Genomic DNA, 17,481 nt, shown 5'->3' on the forward strand with positions numbered 1-17,481 from the left:
GGGCGGGAGCTATGGCAAGCGACTGGAACATAGAGCATTATCGAGATCCCACCGCGAATGCGGCGATACGGGACGAAGCAAGGGAAATGTGGCGGGCGAAGGCCAAAAAGGCCATCTTTGCGGCAAAGGCCGCCCTCAAAGCGCATGGCTTCGAGGCTGTGGGGAGAATTTCGATTAGAGACCGCAAAAGCGGGAAATTGTATTAAATCGCCCTGATAGCCCCGTTGAGCGATTTTAGAACACAGGGCAGGCAAGTATATCAAACCGCGATTAAAAACGCACCTGCGAGGCGTGAGGGGCAAATTAGAGCATTTTGAAAGAGGTTCAGACAATGAGTTTTGCAAGAGCAAGAGCGCGAAAGGAGAAAAAAGCCGCCCGCAAGGGGCAAAAAGAAGGAGTCAAGGACGCGGTCAAAGTCCGGCAGAGCGTCAAGACGGCATACGTCAACCAGTACCGGGCAGACCTTATCCGGCGCAAGGTTACGCTACACAACCTGTCAGCCTGTTTTCTTCTGACCATGCACGACGGGTACGGATTCGGGAGGGGGCGACTATTGAGACTGCGGGACAAAATGCAGAGTATTTTTGATTCGCTGATTGCAAAGACTGTCAGCGTTGAGGAAATAGCGGCATACCTCCGGGAAGATCTGAAAATGGACGTAGGGGTTGACGCTTTCGACTCGAAGGCCAGCCACAACAGGCAGATAGAGATTCGGTGCATAAAAGAAATGTCGTCGGCTTTTCTCATGGCATTGCTTGACGAGTTTGATTTCAAGCGAAAGAGATTGACAGACGCTTACACGATGGTATGCGAGCTTAGTGACAGCGTGGGGCGGCACGAAACGACCTACGAGGCGATTTGTGAGAAAGTGGAGAAGGTTATGAGCCAAAAGGCAGGAAATAGCCACAAGGCGTGTTTTAGAGCTGTTACCTACACAAACCCTTAAACAATTAAATAAAAGCGTTTCTAGGGGCAATGTTACCGAGCACAAATGGAAATTTAGAGCATATAAAAGGGAGACAAAACGCATGAAGTTGAAAAAGAGCAGTTATCCGCTCCAGGAATTTCTGAAAGGGCAAGTAAAGCCCTGCTTGAGCACCGAGGATTATACAAAGCTGTTAAGGCTTATCAATGATTTTGTGAGGATAAGATTTTTTGAATTAGCCAAAAAGGAAAATCAAAGGGAACGGCTGATTTATTCAGCACAAGAAATTAAAGCTATTTGCAAAACAAGAAAATGCAAGGATTGCCCCTTTTGTTACGGCTTTCGAGATTTTACTTATTTATGTCTTATGGATAGAAAAGATAATGACGGTGCTATGCCTAAAGAATGGGTAGTTTAACTGACTAAAAGGAGAATGTGAAATGAGAAAAAACCACAACAAAAACAACGGCGCATGGGCAGCAGTTTTCAGCCTCACGAAAGAGCTTTATTTATTGGGGAAGGCCGTCAGAGTTTTGGGGAGTTGGACGGCAAAAATTGACCGCGATATAAGCGAAATTAAGAAGTCGGTCAAGAGAACGGAAAAGAAAAAACCGCTGCTTTTGCTCGCGATTCCGAAACCTTGCGATGGGGAGCTTTACAGAAATTGGACGTTGGACAATTATGCGAAAAAGGTTGACGAAGAACACGCGGAAATGTTCGAGGCTTATGTCAAATGGAGAGCCACGGGAGAGGAAGCAGACCGTCACGAATTTTTGAGGGAGTGTACGGATTCAATCGTGGCCATCACCAGCTTTATGAATAAGGCCGGAGCAGACATTCACGAACGACAGAAAGTTTTGTGCGAAGTCAACAACAGCAACGCCACCCGCGACAATGGAAAGAGGTTCAAGAAGGGAGCGTAAGACCATGAAAGTCGTATGGACGGAAAAGGCCGAACAGGAATATGCGGCACGCCACCCCGGCAAGCGGAACCAGCGCAAGGCAGGGACGCAAGTTATTTACGACGGAAAGCCCGTCGCCGTGTCAATGTCAGATAGTGCCGTGTTCAGGGCATACAAGGCCCGCGGCTGGGTAAGAGTTCTTCGGGAGAAGAAGCACGAATACATCGGAGACCTAAGCCCCCGGCCTAATAATTGCCTGTCGGACGAAGCGCGGGAAGAACGGTGGCGGCAGCTACAAAATTATTTCGGCAGCGAGGAAAAGTACAGCATGAAAGAGATTACAGATTTCATGGGGCTGACCTGCACCGACACGCTGAAGCATTTTGTCGTTAAGTATGGCAAGGAAATGGCGGCCAGGTACGGAAAGTTGCCATACAAAAAAGGCTTGGGAGCTATCTACACGGCATTGATGGAAAAGCCGCCGAAAGAGCCGCCGAAACTGGACGCGAGGGTCGCAAAGCAGAATAAGCGGTGGAAGATTCTTTGCAAGGAGATACGGCAAAAGAAAGACCTGCAGCAGATAGCCAGAGATTTAGGACTCGGTAGACCGGATTCCCTGCGGGACTTTTTCAGTAAGCACGGGGAAAGGCTTTTTAATGAGTTTGGGGCGCTTCCTTATTCGCCCGTATTGCCAAAGTATATGCGGAAATATATGGAGGGCGTGGCATGACGGATTATTACATCGGGATTATCGTAGGCGGCCTTATTGGCTACGGATTGTCTCTTTTGACCATGTTGTTCGTTTGGAGCTTGTGCGTAGTATCAGCGAAGGCAGACAGGAGAGCTGACAATGGAAAATGAAACGAGAAAACTGTTAAGTTATTTGTGTGCAATGATACAGCAAATAACGAATGAAAAAGATGCCGTTTCTGATGCACAGATTAAGCTAGTGAATGATGCGACAAAAGGATATAACGAAATGATAAATCAGAAAAACAGGAGGGCTGACAATGGCAAGGTGTAGAGGCTGCGGCAAGGAGATAATTTTTGTAAAGTCACCGGCGGGGAAGTTTATCCCCTGCGACCCTTCAAAGGTGATTTTCTCAAGGCCAGGGGAAGGAAAAGCACGCGTTGTCAAGCTAAATGGGGAGGTTATTTCCTGCACGATTGGAACAGGAGACGATATATCGGAAGCGGTAGGAGTTGGCTATATTCCCCATTGGTCAACCTGCAAGGCGGCGAACCAGTTCAGAAAGAAGAAGGAAAGCCCGTTGCAGGGAACACTATTTTGATTGACAGGAGGCAGAATAAATGAGCGGAATTTGTGAACCTATTACGGAAGGGATATCCATAGCGAATGAAACGGGCGGGATCTTTATTTATCTCAAACCCGGCGACGAATGGGACTTCAAGCCGGACAAGAAACACGGCGACAGACTTCTCGTAAGAAACGGTTACGATATCGCCATTAGCATGACCGTTAAGCAGTTCTACGAAACGTTTAAGATTACCAAAAGAAAAGAGGCCATTGCATAATGCAGGAATATGACAACGTGAACCACCCGGAACACTATCAAAATCCGGGTGGGGTTGAGACCATTGATATGATTGAGAATGTATTGGGGCTTGAAGGCTTTTTGGCCTACTGTTGGGGCAATGCGATTAAATATATTTGCCGCTGGAAGAAGAAAGGCGGCGTGGAGTCCTTGAATAAAGCCGTTTGGTACATTCAGAGGATTGAAAAGACCGAAGCGGCCATCATTAAGCAGAAACAGGAAAGAGGGGCAGAGCATTGACCAGCACGAGCAGAAAGACTCATAAACATACAAGGATTTCTTTGGAGTGGGGCGAGGAATACAGCTACTATGAGAGAAACGCGCAACTCCGTAAGGCGCAGGATCTTATTGAACACCCCCACCATAAGCACCACGAAGGGAGGCGAAAGCATTGAAGCAAGGTTTTGCCAGCTTGTTTCGCAGATTTTCACGGCTGGCATTTCGGGTACAACCGCCGAAGCACATCAAGAAACGGCAGAGGCGGCAGAGAGAAGCAAGGGACAGACGGCTGGGAAGAAGTTATTCCAGGCAGTAGGAGGCAGGGCCGAAAGGCCCTGCTATGATTTTGATTTTTATTTAGGAAAAGATTAAAATAACTACATGAGAATGACGATACTACCAGCAAAGGAGCGAGCAATATTGAGAGAGTACAGCGATTACATCGAAACGACACGCAGTTACTTGAAAAGGTACAGCCAGTTCAAAGTGACTATTGCTAATCTGAATGATGATATTGAAGCGTATGAACACGCCATAGAGCTAGATATTGCGGCTCCAATTTCAAAGTATGACAGCCAGCCGGGAGGTGGAACCCCGGAGCTGAATGCAGTTGAGCAGTTAGCGGCGAAACACGAGAAAATTATGGATATGATTCATAAGAACAAGGAAAGCATTCGGAACATAGAGAGGATCCTCCACAAGGTTGACCGGGCCATAAACGAGCTTAAGCCCGATGATAGATTCCTGATTAAGGGCCATTTTATTGATCATCGAAGCTGGGGAGATTTGAGCGCGGAAAAGTTCTTCACAGAGAAGTGGGCAAGGGAACGGTCAAGGAAAGCTATAAAGGAAATGGCATTTATGATTTTCGGGAACAAGGCATTACCCGAACAACAACAATTATTCGTATTTTATGAGTAAGCAAGAGGCAGGAATTAACCTGCCTCTTTTTATTGTGGATAATGTGGGTAAAACTGTGGAAAACTCAACCGACGAAAAACGCGGCATTTTCGGTTTATTTTTATATCGATTTTATGTGTATAATCATGGGCATAACGGTGCGGTTTTTGTCTTTTTTATGTGCGATAATAGTATCATCGAAAATTGAAAAACGGAAGCCACAAGGCACGAGCAAAACAGGTTCGGGCCTTTTTCATTGCAATAACATCTAGGAGGCAGGAAAGTGGAAACAAAGAAATTTAGGTTGATTGACATTAACCCGGCCCCGTACAATCCACGAAAGGATCTACAGCCGGGAGAGGCGCAGTACGAAGCCATTAAGAACAGCATTGAGCAGTTCGGATTCGTTGAGCCGCTTATTGTGAATATCCGGGACGGTAAGAACGTCCTCGTTGGGGGCCACCAGCGTTACAAGATTCTCTTGGAGCAGGGCGAGAAGGAAACAGAGGCCGCCATCGTAGACCTTGACGAAGGCGAAGAAAAAGCCTTGAACATCGCCCTTAACAAGATTGACGGCGAATGGGATTGGGGCAAGCTGAAAGACCTTATTGGGGAGCTGGACAAGGAAGCAGTTACCTCCATTGGTTTCAGCAATGAGGAAGTTGATGATATTCTCCGGGAGCTGGAACAGGAAAGCGGAAGCGATGATGATTCGGCGCAGGAAGGGCAGGAAGCCTCAGAAGGCGACGAAGGGGAGGAAGATATAGGAGAGGCCGAAAACACCCCGGAGAAGCCTTTTGAGGTGTATTTGAGCTTTTCAACGCAGGAAGCCGCCGAAGCATGGCTGACAGAGCACGGCATAGAAAAAGAGTTTGACAGCACCCGCAACGTCATTCTCGATTACGCAAAGGAGGCGCGGGACGAATGAGACTTGAAGAAAAGAGCCTGTCCGAGCTGAACGCGGCGACGTACAACCCTCGCGTGACGTTGGAACCGGGTATGGAAGAATTTGAGAAGCTGAAAACGAGCATAGAGCATTTTGGGGACGTGGAGCCTATTGTTTGGAACGAGCGAACCGGGAACGTCGTCGGAGGCCATCAGCGGTTACAGGTTCTTAAGTTCTTAGGTCGGGAGACGGCGACCGTTTCCGTGGTTGACCTTGGGGAGAAGGAAGAAAAGCTCCTTAACCTTGCACTCAACAAAGCAAAAGGCGAATGGGACAACGCGAAGCTGGAAAAGATGTTGCGCGATATGGACACCGAGAACTTGTATTTTACCGGGTTCGGTCCCGACGAAATAGCAGTTATGCTTGCCAGCAACGACGGCATAGACGACGAAGATTGGGACGAAGGCGACAACGACTGGCAGGACGATGTGAACTTTTACGGGGCCGCTTGGATTATCACGGCACGATTCAGGAACGCAGAGGAAGCTCAGGCATTTATTGATCGGGAAGGATTACCGGGAGTGTGCAAGGCGAACAGTAATACGACGGTTATTAGGTTCGGGGAGTAACGGCCTATGATATTCGTGATTATAGGGCAGGCCGGGGCCGGGAAAACGTCTTTCGTCAAAAGGCAGTTTCTTCAAGGCGAGCTTGAAGTCGTTGAAGATCTTGTTACCTACACCACCAACGGCAAATATTGCGCCATGGGGAAATATAACGTGGGGATTCGTTGCGAGGGCACGGATACACTCAGTTATTCAGCCGGGGAGGCTATACGGCGGCAGGTTGAAAAGCTGGTTATGCAGGGCAAGCACATCGTCCTAGAAGGAGACAGGATAAACAACGCGGCTATGATGAAGTTCCTTATGCGGTATTCGGAGCACGTTCAGTTAGTTCTTGTCTATTGCAGTATTACAGAGTCTATGCGGCGACTGCGGGCGGCAGGTTCGGACATAACACCGGCATTTGTGAAGGCGACCAAAACAAAGAGCAAAAACAACTTTCTGAAGTACAGGAAGTATTTCAGAGGCAAGGCGATAAATACGGAGGCGAAAGAGATTGGGAGAAAGACCACAGATTAAGCAGAACTATCCATCACCACGATGGAGCATGGAGATTCCTGATTGCTCCATGCCTATGACATTCGACACATACAGCAAGTGTGCATACAACTGTTTGTATTGTTTCGCGTTTTTTCAAAAGAGCCACACTTTGAAGGGCTACAACAGCAAGAAGAACGCAGGACAGATTGAGATTCGGAGCGTAGACCCGAAGAAGGTCATTGACCTATTCGAGAAAGCTTTTGCTCACGACGAAAGCGCAAGCGCGGTACAAAAGCAATTCTTCCCATATATCCAGGCAAGGAAGATTATGCAGTGGGGCGGCCTTGCAGACGAATTTGACGAATGGGAACGGCGATACGGCGTGACGCTGGAACTTCTCAAGTATTTCGACAAGATTGACTACCCGCTTTCTTTCAGTACCAAAGCGGCATGGTGGACACAGGACGAAAGATACATGAGCCTTTTCCGAAAGCACAAGCACAACTGGCACGTCAAGATTTCCATTATCACGGCAGACGACCACAAAGCAAAAGCGATGGAAAAAGGCGTTCCCAGCTCCACCGCCCGCCTTAAGGCTATCTCAAACCTTGCAAAGGCAGGGATTCATGTTACGTTGCGTCTGCGACCTTTTATTATCGGCGTAAGCAACGATTGGAAGGAGCTTATCACGAAGGCGGCAGAGGCCGGAGCTGATTCCGTTACTACTGAATTCTTCTGCATGGAGAGCAGAGCTGACGCGGAATTAAAAGCCCGCTACGCGGCCATGAGCAAGGTTTGCGGGTTTGATATTCACTCCTTCTACATGAAGAACAGCAAGCAGAACGGGTACAAACGGCTTTCCCGAAAGATTAAGGCCCCGATTATCCGAGAAATGCGAGACTACACGCACAAGCTCGGATTGCGGTTCCATGTGTCGGACGCTTTCTGCCGGGAGTGTAACGACGCTTGTAATTGTTGCGGCGTTCCTCCCGAGTGGAATGTGAGTCAGGGGGGGCAGATTGGGCAGGCCATTATCATTGCGCGGACGAAGGGCGAAGTCAGATTTTCGGATATCAAGCCGGAGATTTACAAGTTTTTCAACGGGTTCAGATGGGCCAGCGCACAGGAATACAACACCGGGAGCAACAAAGCCCGTGCCCTTAAGTACGATATGACGATGGCAGAGTTCCTTCGGAACAACTGGAACAACGTCAAAGGAGCGACAAGCCCCGCGAATGGTTACGGCGGCATTTTGAAGCCTTGCGGCGTTGATGAAAATGGAGATGTCATTTACAAATACAATGGCAAGTAGGAGCCAATAGCAAGAGGGGGAAGGAGGCTTGAAGAAAACAGATAGTGCCTACCCTTGGGAACGCCAACCGGGGGAGACAGAAAAAGCCTACGAGGCGTTCTCGATTTACAAAAATTTCGGTCCGGGGCGGCAGGTTATAGCCGTAGCGCGAACGTTACAAAAAAGTTACACTCTTGTCCGTAGGTGGAGGAAACAATACGGCTGGGAGGAAAGAGTCGCGGCGTACGACCGGGAAAACGACCGCAAGGAGCAGTTGGAAGTCCAAAAAGCCCGAAAAAAGATGATTGAACGCCATATCAAAATAGGCACATCTATTCAAGGCAAAGCCTTACAGGCGTTGGAGAAAATGAAGCCGGAGGAAATGAAGCCTGCGGACATACGGGAATTTTTGCGGTTCGGCACGATGTTAGAGAGCGAAAACAGGCAGAAGCAGGATAATAAGCAGGCAGGGAGTGAGCAGAACACGGCCCTCCTGCTGGCAGAGATTTTGGAAAAGGCATGGGGGAACGATAAAGACGATGGCGGCGAATGTTGAGGAATTTGCACAGCAAATGAAGCGGTACATTACAGATCCGGCGGCGTTTGTTGTCAACGTTTTGGACGCGCACCCGGACAAGTGGCAAGAAGAAGCCTTGCAGGCCATTGGGACAAAGCCCCGGATTTCTGTAAGGTCAGGACACGGCGTAGGGAAAACGGCTTTCGAGGCTTGGTGTGTGAGCTGGTTTCTGTTTACGCGGCCTTATCCGAAAATTCCATGCACGGCCCCGACTCAACAGCAGTTATTTGACATACTGTGGCCGGAGATTTCAAAGTGGCTGAAACGTTCCCCGTTACTGGACGAGCTTTTCGAGTGGCAAAAGACGAAGGTTACAATGCGGGCAATGCCTGAAAGGTGGTTCGCCACCGCAAGGACAGCCAGCAAGCCTGAAAATATGGCAGGTTTCCACGAAGAACATTTGCTATTTATCTGTGACGAGGCCAGCGGCATTGACGACGGGATTTACGAGACCATCGAAGGCGCGCTGACGACCTCGGACGCGAAGTTGATTCTTTGCGGCAACCCGACGAAGAATAGCGGCGTGTTTAAGCGGTCATTCTTCGAGGATAGAGATTTGTATTGGACGAAGCGCGTTTCCTGCATGGACGCGGCCCGCGTATCTGACGAATACAGCCAGCGACTCATTAAGCAATACGGCATGGATTCAGACGTTGTCCGGGTTCGTGTTCTCGGGGAGTTCCCGAAGGCAGAGCCGGACGGCCTTATCCCTCTTGAACTTGTGGAAGCCGCTATGATGAGGGACGCGGAAACAGACGTAGACGCGGACGTCATGCTCGATGTGGGCGCGGATATAGCGCGATTCGGCGACGATGAAACGATTATCGTGCCACGGATAGGGAGCAAGGTACTCGGATTGTTTCACTTCACAAAGCAGGATCTAATGACCACCTGCGGCAAGCTGTTGAACATCACGAAGGGCATGATGAAGGACTATGCAAAGCCTTTCGCTACTATTCGCGTCGATGATGACGGCGTGGGCGGCGGCGTCACAGACCGATTGAGGGAGGTTATTCTTCAGGACGGTCTAAACATTGATGTGGTGGCCTGCCACAACGGCGGCAGAGCCAACGACAAGGAGCATTATGCAAACTGGGTAACAGAGCAATGGTGTGGACTTAAACAACGCCTTGTAGACGGGGATATTTCCTTGCCACAGGACGACGAACTCGCGGCGCAGTTATCCACCCGCAAATATTCCGTGAACAGCCGCGACCAAATCATTTTGGAGGATAAAAAGAGCTACAAAAAGAGGATACACCGCTCGCCTGACCGGGCAGACGCTTTAGTGCTTGCCTTCGCGAACGGGGGCGAGACAGATCCAGGACTGGCGGCGTTATTAGGAGGGGTAAAGCTGTATGGATAATATTTTTAGTCGCTGGCTGACAAAGGCACAGGGCGAAATGAGCCGCCTTAGAACGGCGAATTGGTTTTTCAATGTCCGAAATATGTATTCGGCCCCATATTCTTTGAATATCGCGGGGCACGTCGATTACAAGCGGGCGCGGGACTTATATTACAATCGGGACGACAAGTACAAGCTGGGAGCAGGTTTCGCGAAGCCTATCATAAATACGCTCGCGGGCTTTATGGGCATACCGACGTTCCAATGCGAAGATGAAAAGGCGCAAGAGGCCCTTGACGCATTTGTGAAGGATTTGCCGAGCGTTATGCAGAGGGTACACCAAAAGAACCTCATTGACGGCGAGTGCTTTCTACGACTGGTTAATCTCCCGGCAGACACCACCCTTTACCCGGAGAACAACACAAAGACGCGGCTGGGGTGCGTTATTATCCCGCCCGAACAGATACCGACCGGGGGCATAGAGTACAACCCGGTTACGCACGACTACACAGCCGTGACAATCTTGACCAAAAACAAATGGATTGACCAAAACGGCGACAGCCAGGAATACACTTTCCGACAGCGCATTACGAAAACAGAGGTTACGACCATTGTTGACGGCAACGCGCCGGAAGGCGTAGAGAGCACGCAAGAGGCAAATCCTTGGGGATTTATTCCGATTGTTCATTTCCGCAATGAGGCCGATGAAACAGAGCTTCACGGGTACAGTGAATTAGAGCCTATTGAGCCATTTCTTAAGGCTTATCACGATGTTATGATTCACGCCATAAGCGGCAGTAAAATGCACAGCACACCGAAGGTTGCTTTCAAGCTGGAAGACGTCAAGCAGTTCTTGGCCAACAATTTCCCGGAGGCAATAAAGGCCATTGCCGAGGGCAGGGAAGCCAAAATCGACATGAACGGGAAGGATCTATTCCTGCTTAAGGCCGATGAAGACGCAAACTTCATTGAGTGCAATTCCGCTATCGGGGACACATCAACCCTTTTGGAATTTATCTTTTATTGCATTATCGACACTTCGGAAGTGCCGGAGTTTGCCTTTGGCGTTCACATTGCCAGTTCGCAGGCCAGCACCAAAGAGCAAAGCCCGATACTTTGCCGGAGGATTGACCGCAAGAGGGAACAGGTCGAGGAAGGCTGGCAGTTATTTGCCCGCATGGCCTTAGCTATGTTATCCAGCGTCACAGGCACTAGGTTTTCCTCTTATGGGAACGAGGTTACTTGGGACGCGGTTATGGACAAGGACGAACAAGCCGACGCACAGACGCTTTATAACGTTGTGCAGGCCCTTACAATGGCTATGGGGAGCAATATCATTTCGGCAGAGAGCGCGGTTAACTACCTTGCTGGATATATTTCCACCATGAAAGAGTGGGAAGGCAAGAACGGCGAATCGGGCGAAAAGGAACGCATTGAGGCAAGCCGCCTTTTGAACCAGCCTATTGAGGAAGCCTTCACACAGCAACAGCAGATGGAGGAAATTGACCGGGAATTAGGAGGCAATGAATGAGTAGCCGGGAGCTGGCAGAAATAAAAGCCACGGCGGGCAGGTACAAAATACAGGCATTGGAGAGCAGGAAGAAGCTCCTTCGAGCTTTAGCGACGACCGACCGCCATATAGCGAGGGTTTACAACAACGCCTTGCAACGTGTTCTTGCGGCTTATCAAGCCAACAGGGGCATTGAGTCCCTCCTTGAAGCCATTGACGAGGATTTCAAGGGGAGTATTCTTTTCGATGATTTACGCCTTGAGATTGAGAACGCCATAAGCACTGGGGCGGCGGCTGGAATAAACTTCTCAGAGTACGTCTCTTTGGACGTTCTGCGGGCGGCAGGGATTGAAACGGCCCCTATGCTAAAGAGCTTTTATTTCCAGCGACAGAGGGCAGTTGCGGCCTGTTATGCGAAGATTTACAAGGACGGGCTGACAATCTCCAATCGAATATGGCGGATCTCGCAGGAAACGCGGGATAGTATGAAGGCGATTGTTCAAGTCGGAGTTGGGGAGGACGCTGTCAAAGTCGCACGGGCCTTGGAAACCTATGTTAATCAGGGGGCGGCGGTTACGTCGGCAAAGTTCCCAAACATGATGAGGCGCATGGGGAGCCGAATACCTCAGAATATCGACTACAACGCCTTGCGGCTGGCAAGAACAGAGCTTACGGCGGCATACGGCGAAGCTACCATAGCGTCAGCAAAGGCCAGTCCAGCCATAAAGAAGGTTCGTTGGGTATTGTCCAACACGCACCCCCGGACAGACATTTGCGACCAGTACGCGCACGGCGGGGAGAACGGCGACGGCATATACAACGCAGGGGATTGCCCTATTTCTCCAGCGCACCCGAATTGCCTATGCACGATTCAACCAGCCCCGGAGGATATTGACAGCCTCATCAAACGACTCAAGGAATGGAAGAAGGAGCCGAGCAGTCAGAAGGATATAGAGAAATGGTACAACTCACATTACAAGCCTTTCGAGGGGTAAGAGCTATGATGAAAAAGTGGAGAGAGTTTTGTTTCATAGCGCGGGACGTTTTCGTCATTGTCGCGTGTTGCATTATGTTGCTGTATTGGGCATTTATCGACAGGGTAAATGCTTTTTTTACGGGCAAAATTCAACGAAAGGAGGTGAGCAAAGATGGCTAAGAGTAGATTTATTGCACTCAGGGCGAACATATCTGGCGAAATGGCGGTAGACGATATTCCTGTTGCTGGCTGGGCAGACGTTGACGCGCTTAAGGCCGGGGACGATGATCCGCTGGAAGTCGTTATGGCAGTACCAGCAGGAAAGAGCACCCGCGGCTGGAACTACACCGCGAACGCGCTTAACAGCATTGTTGGCGAAGTAAACAGCGTTGGCCTGCCAGGCTTTTTGGGACACCAAAAGGCAGAGAATGTCGCTACCGAGTTCCCGCAACCTGTCACGCATTGGATAGGGGCGAAGATGGATAAGGGCGTTGCGTATTTCCGTGGCCTTATCGACAAGTCAGCCCCGGATCTAAAACGCTGGGTGCGGGGGAAAGCAGTTTCACAGGTTTCTATTTACGGCTACCCACAGTTGGAGCAGAACGCGGTCACAGGGGAAACAGACGTCACAGACTACAAAGGACTGTCAATCGACTGGACTCCTCTTAACCGGGCAGGAATGCCAACGAGTGTTGCGGCTATAAGCGGGGAAATGGACAGCATTTCAGCCCCAACAGCAGATACGAGCCATGAGGAATTGCGAGAGGCATTGCGAAGCGCGGCCTACACGAAGCTGGGAGGCGGCGACCGCGATTACGTTTATGTAAATTCTGTCTATGACGGGTATTTCATTGCAAGTATGGACAAGGACGGCGAAAGCAAGTCCCGGTCATACAAGATAACCTATTCTAAGGCCCCGGACGGCAAAGAGCTTTTATTGGGCGAGCCTTCCGAGGTTAAGCGCAGGGAAGTGTGGGAACCTGTCATAGCAGGGGAGCAGAAAGGAGCAGAAACAGGCATGAAGAAAGAACTGAAAGACCTGCTGGACGCAGGCACTATCACGCAGGACGACCTGAAAGCGGCTTGCGGGGAAATGGACAACGGCAAACAGCCGGAGAACGCGCCTAACGCCTTTGAGAAGGCTTGCGGCGAAATGTTCGGAGGCAAGACCGGGAATGAGCTGATGGAGGCCGTGAAGGGCGCGGCAGAGGCATTGAACAAAGCCAATGCAAAGAGCGTGGACGACCTTATCGACAAGACGGTCAAAGAGAAGGTTTGCGGCGAAATGGCGCAGGGCCTTGTCAAGAAGATGTTGCGCCTGCCGGAGAACCCGACCGCTGAACAGATTTCCGGCGAGATTGACAGCGTTCTTGCGGATAACACGGTCAAGGCCGTATTGGCGCAGGCACACATCGACACCGTTCCTCCGGCAGGAAGCACGGGCGAAGGCAACAACGAGAATAGCTCCGGCTATTTCACGACCGCTACCGCGGCATTATAAGAAGGGAGAGAACAAACAATGGCATATATTGGACAGCCGATTCCGAGTACAGTCACCCATATTTCCTCGCTTAAGGTAAGCGACGGCAAGAGCGTAAACGTTACGGTCCCCAGCGGGACGGCCATCGAAGCGGGCAAGTTCTATCAGTTCAGCGGCTTTTTCGGGGCAGTTCTGAAAACTGTCACGGCGGCGCAGAACACCGCTGGCGTCGAAGTTGCCTTGCAGTTGGAGCCGTGCGAGTATGTTACGGATCAGATTGACACCACAAAGACCTTCAGCAAGGGTTCGGAGCTGTATTTCGACACTACGAACGGCGTATTTACCGACACCAGCGCGGCAGGGCTTTTGGTCGTTGGCAAGGTTTCCGAGGCAAAGGACGAAGCCAACACGATTCAGTTTATCCGCTATCCGCAGATTACCACCGTTCCGGCGGCGGCAACCAGCGGTACGGAGTGATTAAGGCGAAGGAGGAATTAAATTATGAATATCGTATCCCAGGAAACTATGATGGAGGCGCGCCGGAACTATACCGGGACTTCTAAAGTGCCTTTTGTCTGCAATGGTCAGACCGAGTTTGCCGAGAAGAAGATCGTCAACGGCGAAATGGAGATCATGAAATTCAACAAGCCCATCGGCGAAATGATTTCTTACGGCGGTTCCAACGTAAGCAAAGAACTTCTGCGTAAAGTCGTTCTTGATGTAGAGCTGGGCCGCGAGGAAGTACAGCCGCTTTACAAGCCTATCTACGACACGATTTCCGACGCAAACCTGCCGGAAGTTCTTGACGCAAAGTGGGCTATGCGCGGCGCGTGCGTATTCTCTCAGAGCTTCGAGGGTTCCGAGGTTAAGTTCGGTACTATCGAGGCAGAGAACGGCCCTACCGCCCGCATTAACACCTACACCGCTGGTTTCGAGTATACGAAGCAGATTAAGGACTTTAACCAGTCTTTCCAGGTCGAAATGCTCAACAAAGCTATGGGCGAAGCCTATAACGCCTTGCTGAACCACCTGCATTTTGCTCCGATTCTCACGGCGACCTACGGCACGAACAACAAGACTGCTTGGAAGGGCACGAACAACGACGGCGCGCCTTTCGTTGGCCTGTATAACACCTTGAAAGAGGGCTTGAAACAGACCGTTATCAAGAAGCGTCCTGCAACCGTCCTGCTGGCCAGCAAAGCGAACCAGCCGGATATTGAGCAGGCCCTCCGCGGCGGTTATACCTTTGGCGGCACGACTCTCCCGCCTCTTTCCGGCATTAGCACCATCATCTACTACGATGGCTGGACGCAGACTGTCGGCAAGAAGGTTACGACCTATGCAGGCGTTCCGACCAACAAGGCGTACCTCATTCGCCCGAAACGCGGCTTCAAAGAACTGCTCAAGCAGGATCTGCGCATTGAGGCGAACGCTGGCGACCTTACCCGCCTTGTTGAACAGCAGATTGTCGGTTACGCTTACCGTGGCGTATTTGCGGCCATCGACGAGAACGTTCAGGAGCTGACCATCACGGGCTGATGATGGAAGGAGGCAGGCCGCATGATTATTACGGACGAAGCCGTCCGAAAGGTTCGTAGGTATTTGAACGAGGTTATCCCGGCTGACGGACAGGCCAGCGATACGGGATTCAGCGAGCAGGACATTGCAGACCTTCTCACAGACTCGTCGAATATTTACGCGGCGGCGGCACAAGGCTGGCGGTTAAAAGCCGCTACGGCCTCACAACAGCCGGGAGAGCTCAAGAAGTACACCATAGGGCAGGAAACTTACGAGCGCACAACAGGGAGTGACTACGCGGCTTACTGTCTCGATATGGCGAAAATGTACGATGATATGGCGGCAAAGGCTGACAACACAGCTAGTAGCCGCGTTCTCTCGTTGCGGAGGCCTAGAGTGATATGAATTTCGCGGAGCAAAGGAAAAAGGACGTTGCTTTTACTATTGCCGAGAACCCTACGGAAATAACTATCGAACGCACATTAAAAACCCCGGCTGGGGGAGGGCGCAAGATTGAGAAGTCTACAGTTGGTCCCTTTACCGTCCGGATCTTTAATCAGGCCGGTAAACAAATGGCGGTTAAAATTGTTTCGGGGACGGCAGGAACCAAAGACGAAGATGAAACGTGGGCCTTTTTGGCAGATTCCGAAGCCGATATACAAGCAGGGCCGAATGTTACAGACGAATTTACCATCAACGGGATTCGATTCCGGGTAACAATGGCTATACCGCGCTATTGGCAAGGGCAGAGGACAAGCATAGACGGCACTTTGAAGGTGGTGGGCTGAAATGTTTTGTGACGGCGTTAGGGACGCGATTCAGAGAGAGAGGGCGATGGCCGTCCTCGTCTGCGAGAATGTCGCGGCAACGATGGAAAGGCACGCTAAAGATAATGCACCATGGAAAGACCGCACCGCACACGCACGACAGAGCATTAACGGCAAAAGCACCGCGAATGGCAACACCGTTACAATGACGATTGCGCACGGCGTAAGGTATGGGCAGTATTTGGAAAGGGGGACACCCCCGCACATTATCAAGCCCAAAAACAAAAAGGCGTTATTCTGGAATGGAGCAAGCCACCCGGTCAAGATGGTACACCACCCCGGAACAGAGCCACACGCGGCGATCGTTCCGGCTGCAGAGGAAGGGGCGGCAAAGCTCAGGCAAGCCATTAGCGAATTGTGGGGAGGTTGATTGTTTTGCGGGAAATTATAAGGCAAGCCCTTATTGACGGCGTTCCCGAGGTTGAAGGGCGTGTTTTTGAGCCGTGGGTGGCGACCGCCGATACAGAAAAGCCGTATTTGGTAGTGCGGGAAACAGCCGAAAGCGACAACGTCGAGTGGGCAGGGTTCCGGGGCCGGATTGAGGTTTGGCCTTATGTGGAGCTGGAAAGCCTTTCAGTCGTTGACTCGCTCGCAAAAGAGATTAACGAAGCCTTACACATGAAGTTTTTGGCTGACGGCGAGGGCGAAGCAATTACCTGCATTGCTGACGGCATGGGGGAAGATATTTCGGATATGGATTGGGACGCGCTAACGCGGTGCGTCTCTTTTTATACCCTTGCTATCCAGCCCACAGAAACACGCGGCACGGCAGATAACGATCCTTGGGTAGACGCGCTTGTCTCATGGACGCAGGATTTACTAGGGAAAGGTTACGAGGTTTACGGCGGGAAGATTCCAGGCACATACCAGCGGCCAGCGGTTTTATGGAGGCTGGACAACTTGGAGATTACGGACGCAGGCGCATACGCTTTTGACGTTCAGAAGAAGGTTGCCTGCCATGTGTTCGGCAGAAACGCGGTTGAGGAAACAAATATCGCCGTTTTGATTTCAGAGCACATGGGGAGTCAGTATAAAATACCGCTGAAAATCGCTGAGAGGCGTTTTATGACGCTTCAAGACCTTAACGTAAGTCTTTATACGGATTCAATGAAACAAGGCCATCTGAGGGCGATTTTGAGCCGCAAGACGCAAAAGCCACAAGAGGAAGTTGCGCTCATACAGGGATTTAGTTCACAGGGGATTTTGAACAGGAAAGGAGACCATGACAATGGCAGATAACGAAAAAGCCACCACGGCTACGGCAAAAGAACCCGTCGTAGCTTGCAAGTATACGGTGGAGGAACTCAAAGAGGCGGCTTTCGACCTGTTTGGAGACGGGCCGCACGTTGTTGACGGTGCTTTTTGCGGCAAGGATTTGACCGCGACTTACACCGTCAGGGAAGCAAAAGAGTTTGTGGAGGCATTTCTCCACAAACCTGTGGTAGACAAAAAGGAGGACAAGTAAT

The 17,481-nt window shown here is 50.6% G+C and carries 28 protein-coding genes; all 28 read left to right on the forward strand.

What is annotated here, in order from left to right:
- Window positions 1-11: 11 nt before the first annotated feature.
- The gene (locus BLQ59_RS01435; protein ID WP_074571081.1) at window positions 12-206 is read left to right on the forward strand and encodes a hypothetical protein; all 195 of its coding nucleotides are present in this window, start codon (window positions 12-14) and stop codon (window positions 204-206) included.
- Window positions 207-331: 125 nt separating this feature from the next.
- Window positions 332-946 carry a hypothetical protein gene (locus tag BLQ59_RS01440; protein WP_074571083.1) on the forward strand — a complete coding sequence of 205 codons (615 nt, stop codon included), beginning with the start codon at window positions 332-334 and terminating at the stop codon, window positions 944-946.
- A gap of 82 nt (window positions 947-1,028) precedes the next feature.
- Window positions 1,029-1,343: a hypothetical protein gene (locus BLQ59_RS01445; RefSeq protein WP_074571084.1), complete on the forward strand. Its 315-nt coding sequence runs from the start codon at window positions 1,029-1,031 to the stop codon at window positions 1,341-1,343.
- Window positions 1,344-1,365: 22 nt separating this feature from the next.
- Window positions 1,366-1,848, forward strand: coding sequence for a hypothetical protein (locus tag BLQ59_RS01450; RefSeq protein ID WP_074571087.1), 483 nt, complete (start codon window positions 1,366-1,368; stop codon window positions 1,846-1,848).
- A 4-nt stretch (window positions 1,849-1,852) separates the two neighbouring features.
- Complete coding sequence (locus tag BLQ59_RS01455; protein ID WP_074571089.1) at window positions 1,853-2,557, forward strand: hypothetical protein; 705 nt, start codon at window positions 1,853-1,855, stop codon at window positions 2,555-2,557.
- A complete protein-coding gene (locus tag BLQ59_RS16275) occupies window positions 2,554-2,688 on the forward strand; it encodes a hypothetical protein (RefSeq protein ID WP_256324569.1) in 135 nt (44 codons plus the stop codon). Before BLQ59_RS01455 ends, BLQ59_RS16275 begins: the two co-directional genes overlap by 4 nt.
- Complete coding sequence (locus BLQ59_RS15860) at window positions 2,678-2,851, forward strand: hypothetical protein (protein ID WP_176756686.1); 174 nt, start codon at window positions 2,678-2,680, stop codon at window positions 2,849-2,851. Before BLQ59_RS16275 ends, BLQ59_RS15860 begins: the two co-directional genes overlap by 11 nt.
- Complete coding sequence (locus BLQ59_RS01460) at window positions 2,838-3,119, forward strand: hypothetical protein (protein WP_074571091.1); 282 nt, start codon at window positions 2,838-2,840, stop codon at window positions 3,117-3,119. The genes BLQ59_RS15860 and BLQ59_RS01460 overlap by 14 nt, the downstream gene beginning before the upstream one ends.
- A gap of 19 nt (window positions 3,120-3,138) precedes the next feature.
- Complete coding sequence (locus tag BLQ59_RS01465; RefSeq protein WP_074571093.1) at window positions 3,139-3,363, forward strand: hypothetical protein; 225 nt, start codon at window positions 3,139-3,141, stop codon at window positions 3,361-3,363.
- Window positions 3,363-3,623, forward strand: a complete 261-nt coding sequence (locus BLQ59_RS01470) for a DUF3310 domain-containing protein (RefSeq protein ID WP_074571095.1) — start codon at window positions 3,363-3,365, stop codon at window positions 3,621-3,623. The genes BLQ59_RS01465 and BLQ59_RS01470 overlap by 1 nt, the downstream gene beginning before the upstream one ends.
- A gap of 69 nt (window positions 3,624-3,692) precedes the next feature.
- Entirely contained in the window at window positions 3,693-3,974 is a 282-nt protein-coding gene (locus tag BLQ59_RS01475) for a hypothetical protein (RefSeq protein WP_074571097.1), read from the forward strand.
- A gap of 9 nt (window positions 3,975-3,983) precedes the next feature.
- Window positions 3,984-4,523, forward strand: a complete 540-nt coding sequence (locus BLQ59_RS01480; RefSeq protein WP_176756687.1) for a hypothetical protein — start codon at window positions 3,984-3,986, stop codon at window positions 4,521-4,523.
- On the forward strand, window positions 4,516-4,710 hold the full coding sequence (locus tag BLQ59_RS15865) for a hypothetical protein (protein ID WP_176756688.1): 195 nt from the start codon (window positions 4,516-4,518) through the stop codon (window positions 4,708-4,710). Before BLQ59_RS01480 ends, BLQ59_RS15865 begins: the two co-directional genes overlap by 8 nt.
- A gap of 75 nt (window positions 4,711-4,785) precedes the next feature.
- Window positions 4,786-5,430, forward strand: a complete 645-nt coding sequence (locus tag BLQ59_RS01485; protein WP_074571100.1) for a ParB N-terminal domain-containing protein — start codon at window positions 4,786-4,788, stop codon at window positions 5,428-5,430.
- Window positions 5,427-6,017 (forward strand): ParB N-terminal domain-containing protein, encoded by a 591-nt coding sequence (locus tag BLQ59_RS01490; protein ID WP_074571102.1) that lies wholly within the window; start codon window positions 5,427-5,429, stop codon window positions 6,015-6,017. The genes BLQ59_RS01485 and BLQ59_RS01490 overlap by 4 nt, the downstream gene beginning before the upstream one ends.
- A 6-nt stretch (window positions 6,018-6,023) precedes the next feature.
- Window positions 6,024-6,530 (forward strand): P-loop NTPase family protein, encoded by a 507-nt coding sequence (locus tag BLQ59_RS01495; RefSeq protein WP_074571104.1) that lies wholly within the window; start codon window positions 6,024-6,026, stop codon window positions 6,528-6,530.
- Between the two features lie 94 nt (window positions 6,531-6,624).
- Window positions 6,625-7,803, forward strand: a complete 1,179-nt coding sequence (locus tag BLQ59_RS01500) for a radical SAM family protein (RefSeq protein ID WP_218122848.1) — start codon at window positions 6,625-6,627, stop codon at window positions 7,801-7,803.
- A gap of 28 nt (window positions 7,804-7,831) precedes the next feature.
- Window positions 7,832-8,338, forward strand: coding sequence for a hypothetical protein (locus BLQ59_RS01505; protein WP_074571108.1), 507 nt, complete (start codon window positions 7,832-7,834; stop codon window positions 8,336-8,338).
- Window positions 8,322-9,725: a terminase B gene (locus BLQ59_RS01510; protein WP_074571110.1), complete on the forward strand. Its 1,404-nt coding sequence runs from the start codon at window positions 8,322-8,324 to the stop codon at window positions 9,723-9,725. Before BLQ59_RS01505 ends, BLQ59_RS01510 begins: the two co-directional genes overlap by 17 nt.
- A complete protein-coding gene (locus BLQ59_RS01515) occupies window positions 9,718-11,235 on the forward strand; it encodes a phage portal protein (protein WP_074571111.1) in 1,518 nt (505 codons plus the stop codon). The genes BLQ59_RS01510 and BLQ59_RS01515 overlap by 8 nt, the downstream gene beginning before the upstream one ends.
- On the forward strand, window positions 11,232-12,209 hold the full coding sequence (locus BLQ59_RS01520; protein WP_074571113.1) for a hypothetical protein: 978 nt from the start codon (window positions 11,232-11,234) through the stop codon (window positions 12,207-12,209). The genes BLQ59_RS01515 and BLQ59_RS01520 overlap by 4 nt, the downstream gene beginning before the upstream one ends.
- A gap of 153 nt (window positions 12,210-12,362) precedes the next feature.
- Entirely contained in the window at window positions 12,363-13,691 is a 1,329-nt protein-coding gene (locus tag BLQ59_RS01525) for a hypothetical protein (RefSeq protein ID WP_074571114.1), read from the forward strand.
- A gap of 18 nt (window positions 13,692-13,709) precedes the next feature.
- Window positions 13,710-14,147 carry a capsid cement protein gene (locus BLQ59_RS01530; RefSeq protein ID WP_074571116.1) on the forward strand — a complete coding sequence of 146 codons (438 nt, stop codon included), beginning with the start codon at window positions 13,710-13,712 and terminating at the stop codon, window positions 14,145-14,147.
- Between the two features lie 24 nt (window positions 14,148-14,171).
- The gene (locus BLQ59_RS01535) at window positions 14,172-15,209 is read left to right on the forward strand and encodes a phage major capsid protein (RefSeq protein ID WP_074571118.1); all 1,038 of its coding nucleotides are present in this window, start codon (window positions 14,172-14,174) and stop codon (window positions 15,207-15,209) included.
- A 21-nt stretch (window positions 15,210-15,230) separates the two neighbouring features.
- A complete protein-coding gene (locus BLQ59_RS01540; protein WP_074571120.1) occupies window positions 15,231-15,593 on the forward strand; it encodes a hypothetical protein in 363 nt (120 codons plus the stop codon).
- Window positions 15,590-15,976 (forward strand): hypothetical protein, encoded by a 387-nt coding sequence (locus tag BLQ59_RS01545; RefSeq protein WP_074571122.1) that lies wholly within the window; start codon window positions 15,590-15,592, stop codon window positions 15,974-15,976. Before BLQ59_RS01540 ends, BLQ59_RS01545 begins: the two co-directional genes overlap by 4 nt.
- Window positions 15,977-16,390: 414 nt before the next feature.
- On the forward strand, window positions 16,391-17,254 hold the full coding sequence (locus tag BLQ59_RS01555; RefSeq protein ID WP_074571126.1) for a hypothetical protein: 864 nt from the start codon (window positions 16,391-16,393) through the stop codon (window positions 17,252-17,254).
- On the forward strand, window positions 17,244-17,480 hold the full coding sequence (locus BLQ59_RS01560; protein WP_074571128.1) for a YqzN/YkzM domain-containing protein: 237 nt from the start codon (window positions 17,244-17,246) through the stop codon (window positions 17,478-17,480). Before BLQ59_RS01555 ends, BLQ59_RS01560 begins: the two co-directional genes overlap by 11 nt.
- The last annotated feature ends 1 nt before the right edge of the window (window position 17,481 follow it).

This window comes from Pseudoselenomonas ruminantium (assembly GCF_900104055.1).
Classification (GTDB): Bacteria; Bacillota; Negativicutes; order Selenomonadales; family Selenomonadaceae; genus Selenomonas_A; species Selenomonas_A ruminantium_C.

Coding starts and splice junctions, on each gene's coding strand:
- BLQ59_RS01435 (WP_074571081.1), top strand. CDS start 12: ATGGCAAGCGACTGGAACATAGAGCATTATCGAGATCCCACCGCGAAT.
- BLQ59_RS01440 (WP_074571083.1), top strand. CDS start 332: ATGAGTTTTGCAAGAGCAAGAGCGCGAAAGGAGAAAAAAGCCGCCCGC.
- BLQ59_RS01445 (WP_074571084.1), top strand. CDS start 1,029: ATGAAGTTGAAAAAGAGCAGTTATCCGCTCCAGGAATTTCTGAAAGGG.
- BLQ59_RS01450 (WP_074571087.1), top strand. CDS start 1,366: ATGAGAAAAAACCACAACAAAAACAACGGCGCATGGGCAGCAGTTTTC.
- BLQ59_RS01455 (WP_074571089.1), top strand. CDS start 1,853: ATGAAAGTCGTATGGACGGAAAAGGCCGAACAGGAATATGCGGCACGC.
- BLQ59_RS16275 (WP_256324569.1), top strand. CDS start 2,554: ATGACGGATTATTACATCGGGATTATCGTAGGCGGCCTTATTGGCTAC.
- BLQ59_RS15860 (WP_176756686.1), top strand. CDS start 2,678: ATGGAAAATGAAACGAGAAAACTGTTAAGTTATTTGTGTGCAATGATA.
- BLQ59_RS01460 (WP_074571091.1), top strand. CDS start 2,838: ATGGCAAGGTGTAGAGGCTGCGGCAAGGAGATAATTTTTGTAAAGTCA.
- BLQ59_RS01465 (WP_074571093.1), top strand. CDS start 3,139: ATGAGCGGAATTTGTGAACCTATTACGGAAGGGATATCCATAGCGAAT.
- BLQ59_RS01470 (WP_074571095.1), top strand. CDS start 3,363: ATGCAGGAATATGACAACGTGAACCACCCGGAACACTATCAAAATCCG.
- BLQ59_RS01475 (WP_074571097.1), top strand. CDS start 3,693: ATGAGAGAAACGCGCAACTCCGTAAGGCGCAGGATCTTATTGAACACC.
- BLQ59_RS01480 (WP_176756687.1), top strand. CDS start 3,984: ATGAGAATGACGATACTACCAGCAAAGGAGCGAGCAATATTGAGAGAG.
- BLQ59_RS15865 (WP_176756688.1), top strand. CDS start 4,516: ATGAGTAAGCAAGAGGCAGGAATTAACCTGCCTCTTTTTATTGTGGAT.
- BLQ59_RS01490 (WP_074571102.1), top strand. CDS start 5,427: ATGAGACTTGAAGAAAAGAGCCTGTCCGAGCTGAACGCGGCGACGTAC.
- BLQ59_RS01495 (WP_074571104.1), top strand. CDS start 6,024: ATGATATTCGTGATTATAGGGCAGGCCGGGGCCGGGAAAACGTCTTTC.
- BLQ59_RS01510 (WP_074571110.1), top strand. CDS start 8,322: ATGGCGGCGAATGTTGAGGAATTTGCACAGCAAATGAAGCGGTACATT.
- BLQ59_RS01515 (WP_074571111.1), top strand. CDS start 9,718: ATGGATAATATTTTTAGTCGCTGGCTGACAAAGGCACAGGGCGAAATG.
- BLQ59_RS01520 (WP_074571113.1), top strand. CDS start 11,232: ATGAGTAGCCGGGAGCTGGCAGAAATAAAAGCCACGGCGGGCAGGTAC.
- BLQ59_RS01525 (WP_074571114.1), top strand. CDS start 12,363: ATGGCTAAGAGTAGATTTATTGCACTCAGGGCGAACATATCTGGCGAA.
- BLQ59_RS01530 (WP_074571116.1), top strand. CDS start 13,710: ATGGCATATATTGGACAGCCGATTCCGAGTACAGTCACCCATATTTCC.
- BLQ59_RS01535 (WP_074571118.1), top strand. CDS start 14,172: ATGAATATCGTATCCCAGGAAACTATGATGGAGGCGCGCCGGAACTAT.
- BLQ59_RS01540 (WP_074571120.1), top strand. CDS start 15,231: ATGATTATTACGGACGAAGCCGTCCGAAAGGTTCGTAGGTATTTGAAC.
- BLQ59_RS01545 (WP_074571122.1), top strand. CDS start 15,590: ATGAATTTCGCGGAGCAAAGGAAAAAGGACGTTGCTTTTACTATTGCC.
- BLQ59_RS01560 (WP_074571128.1), top strand. CDS start 17,244: ATGGCAGATAACGAAAAAGCCACCACGGCTACGGCAAAAGAACCCGTC.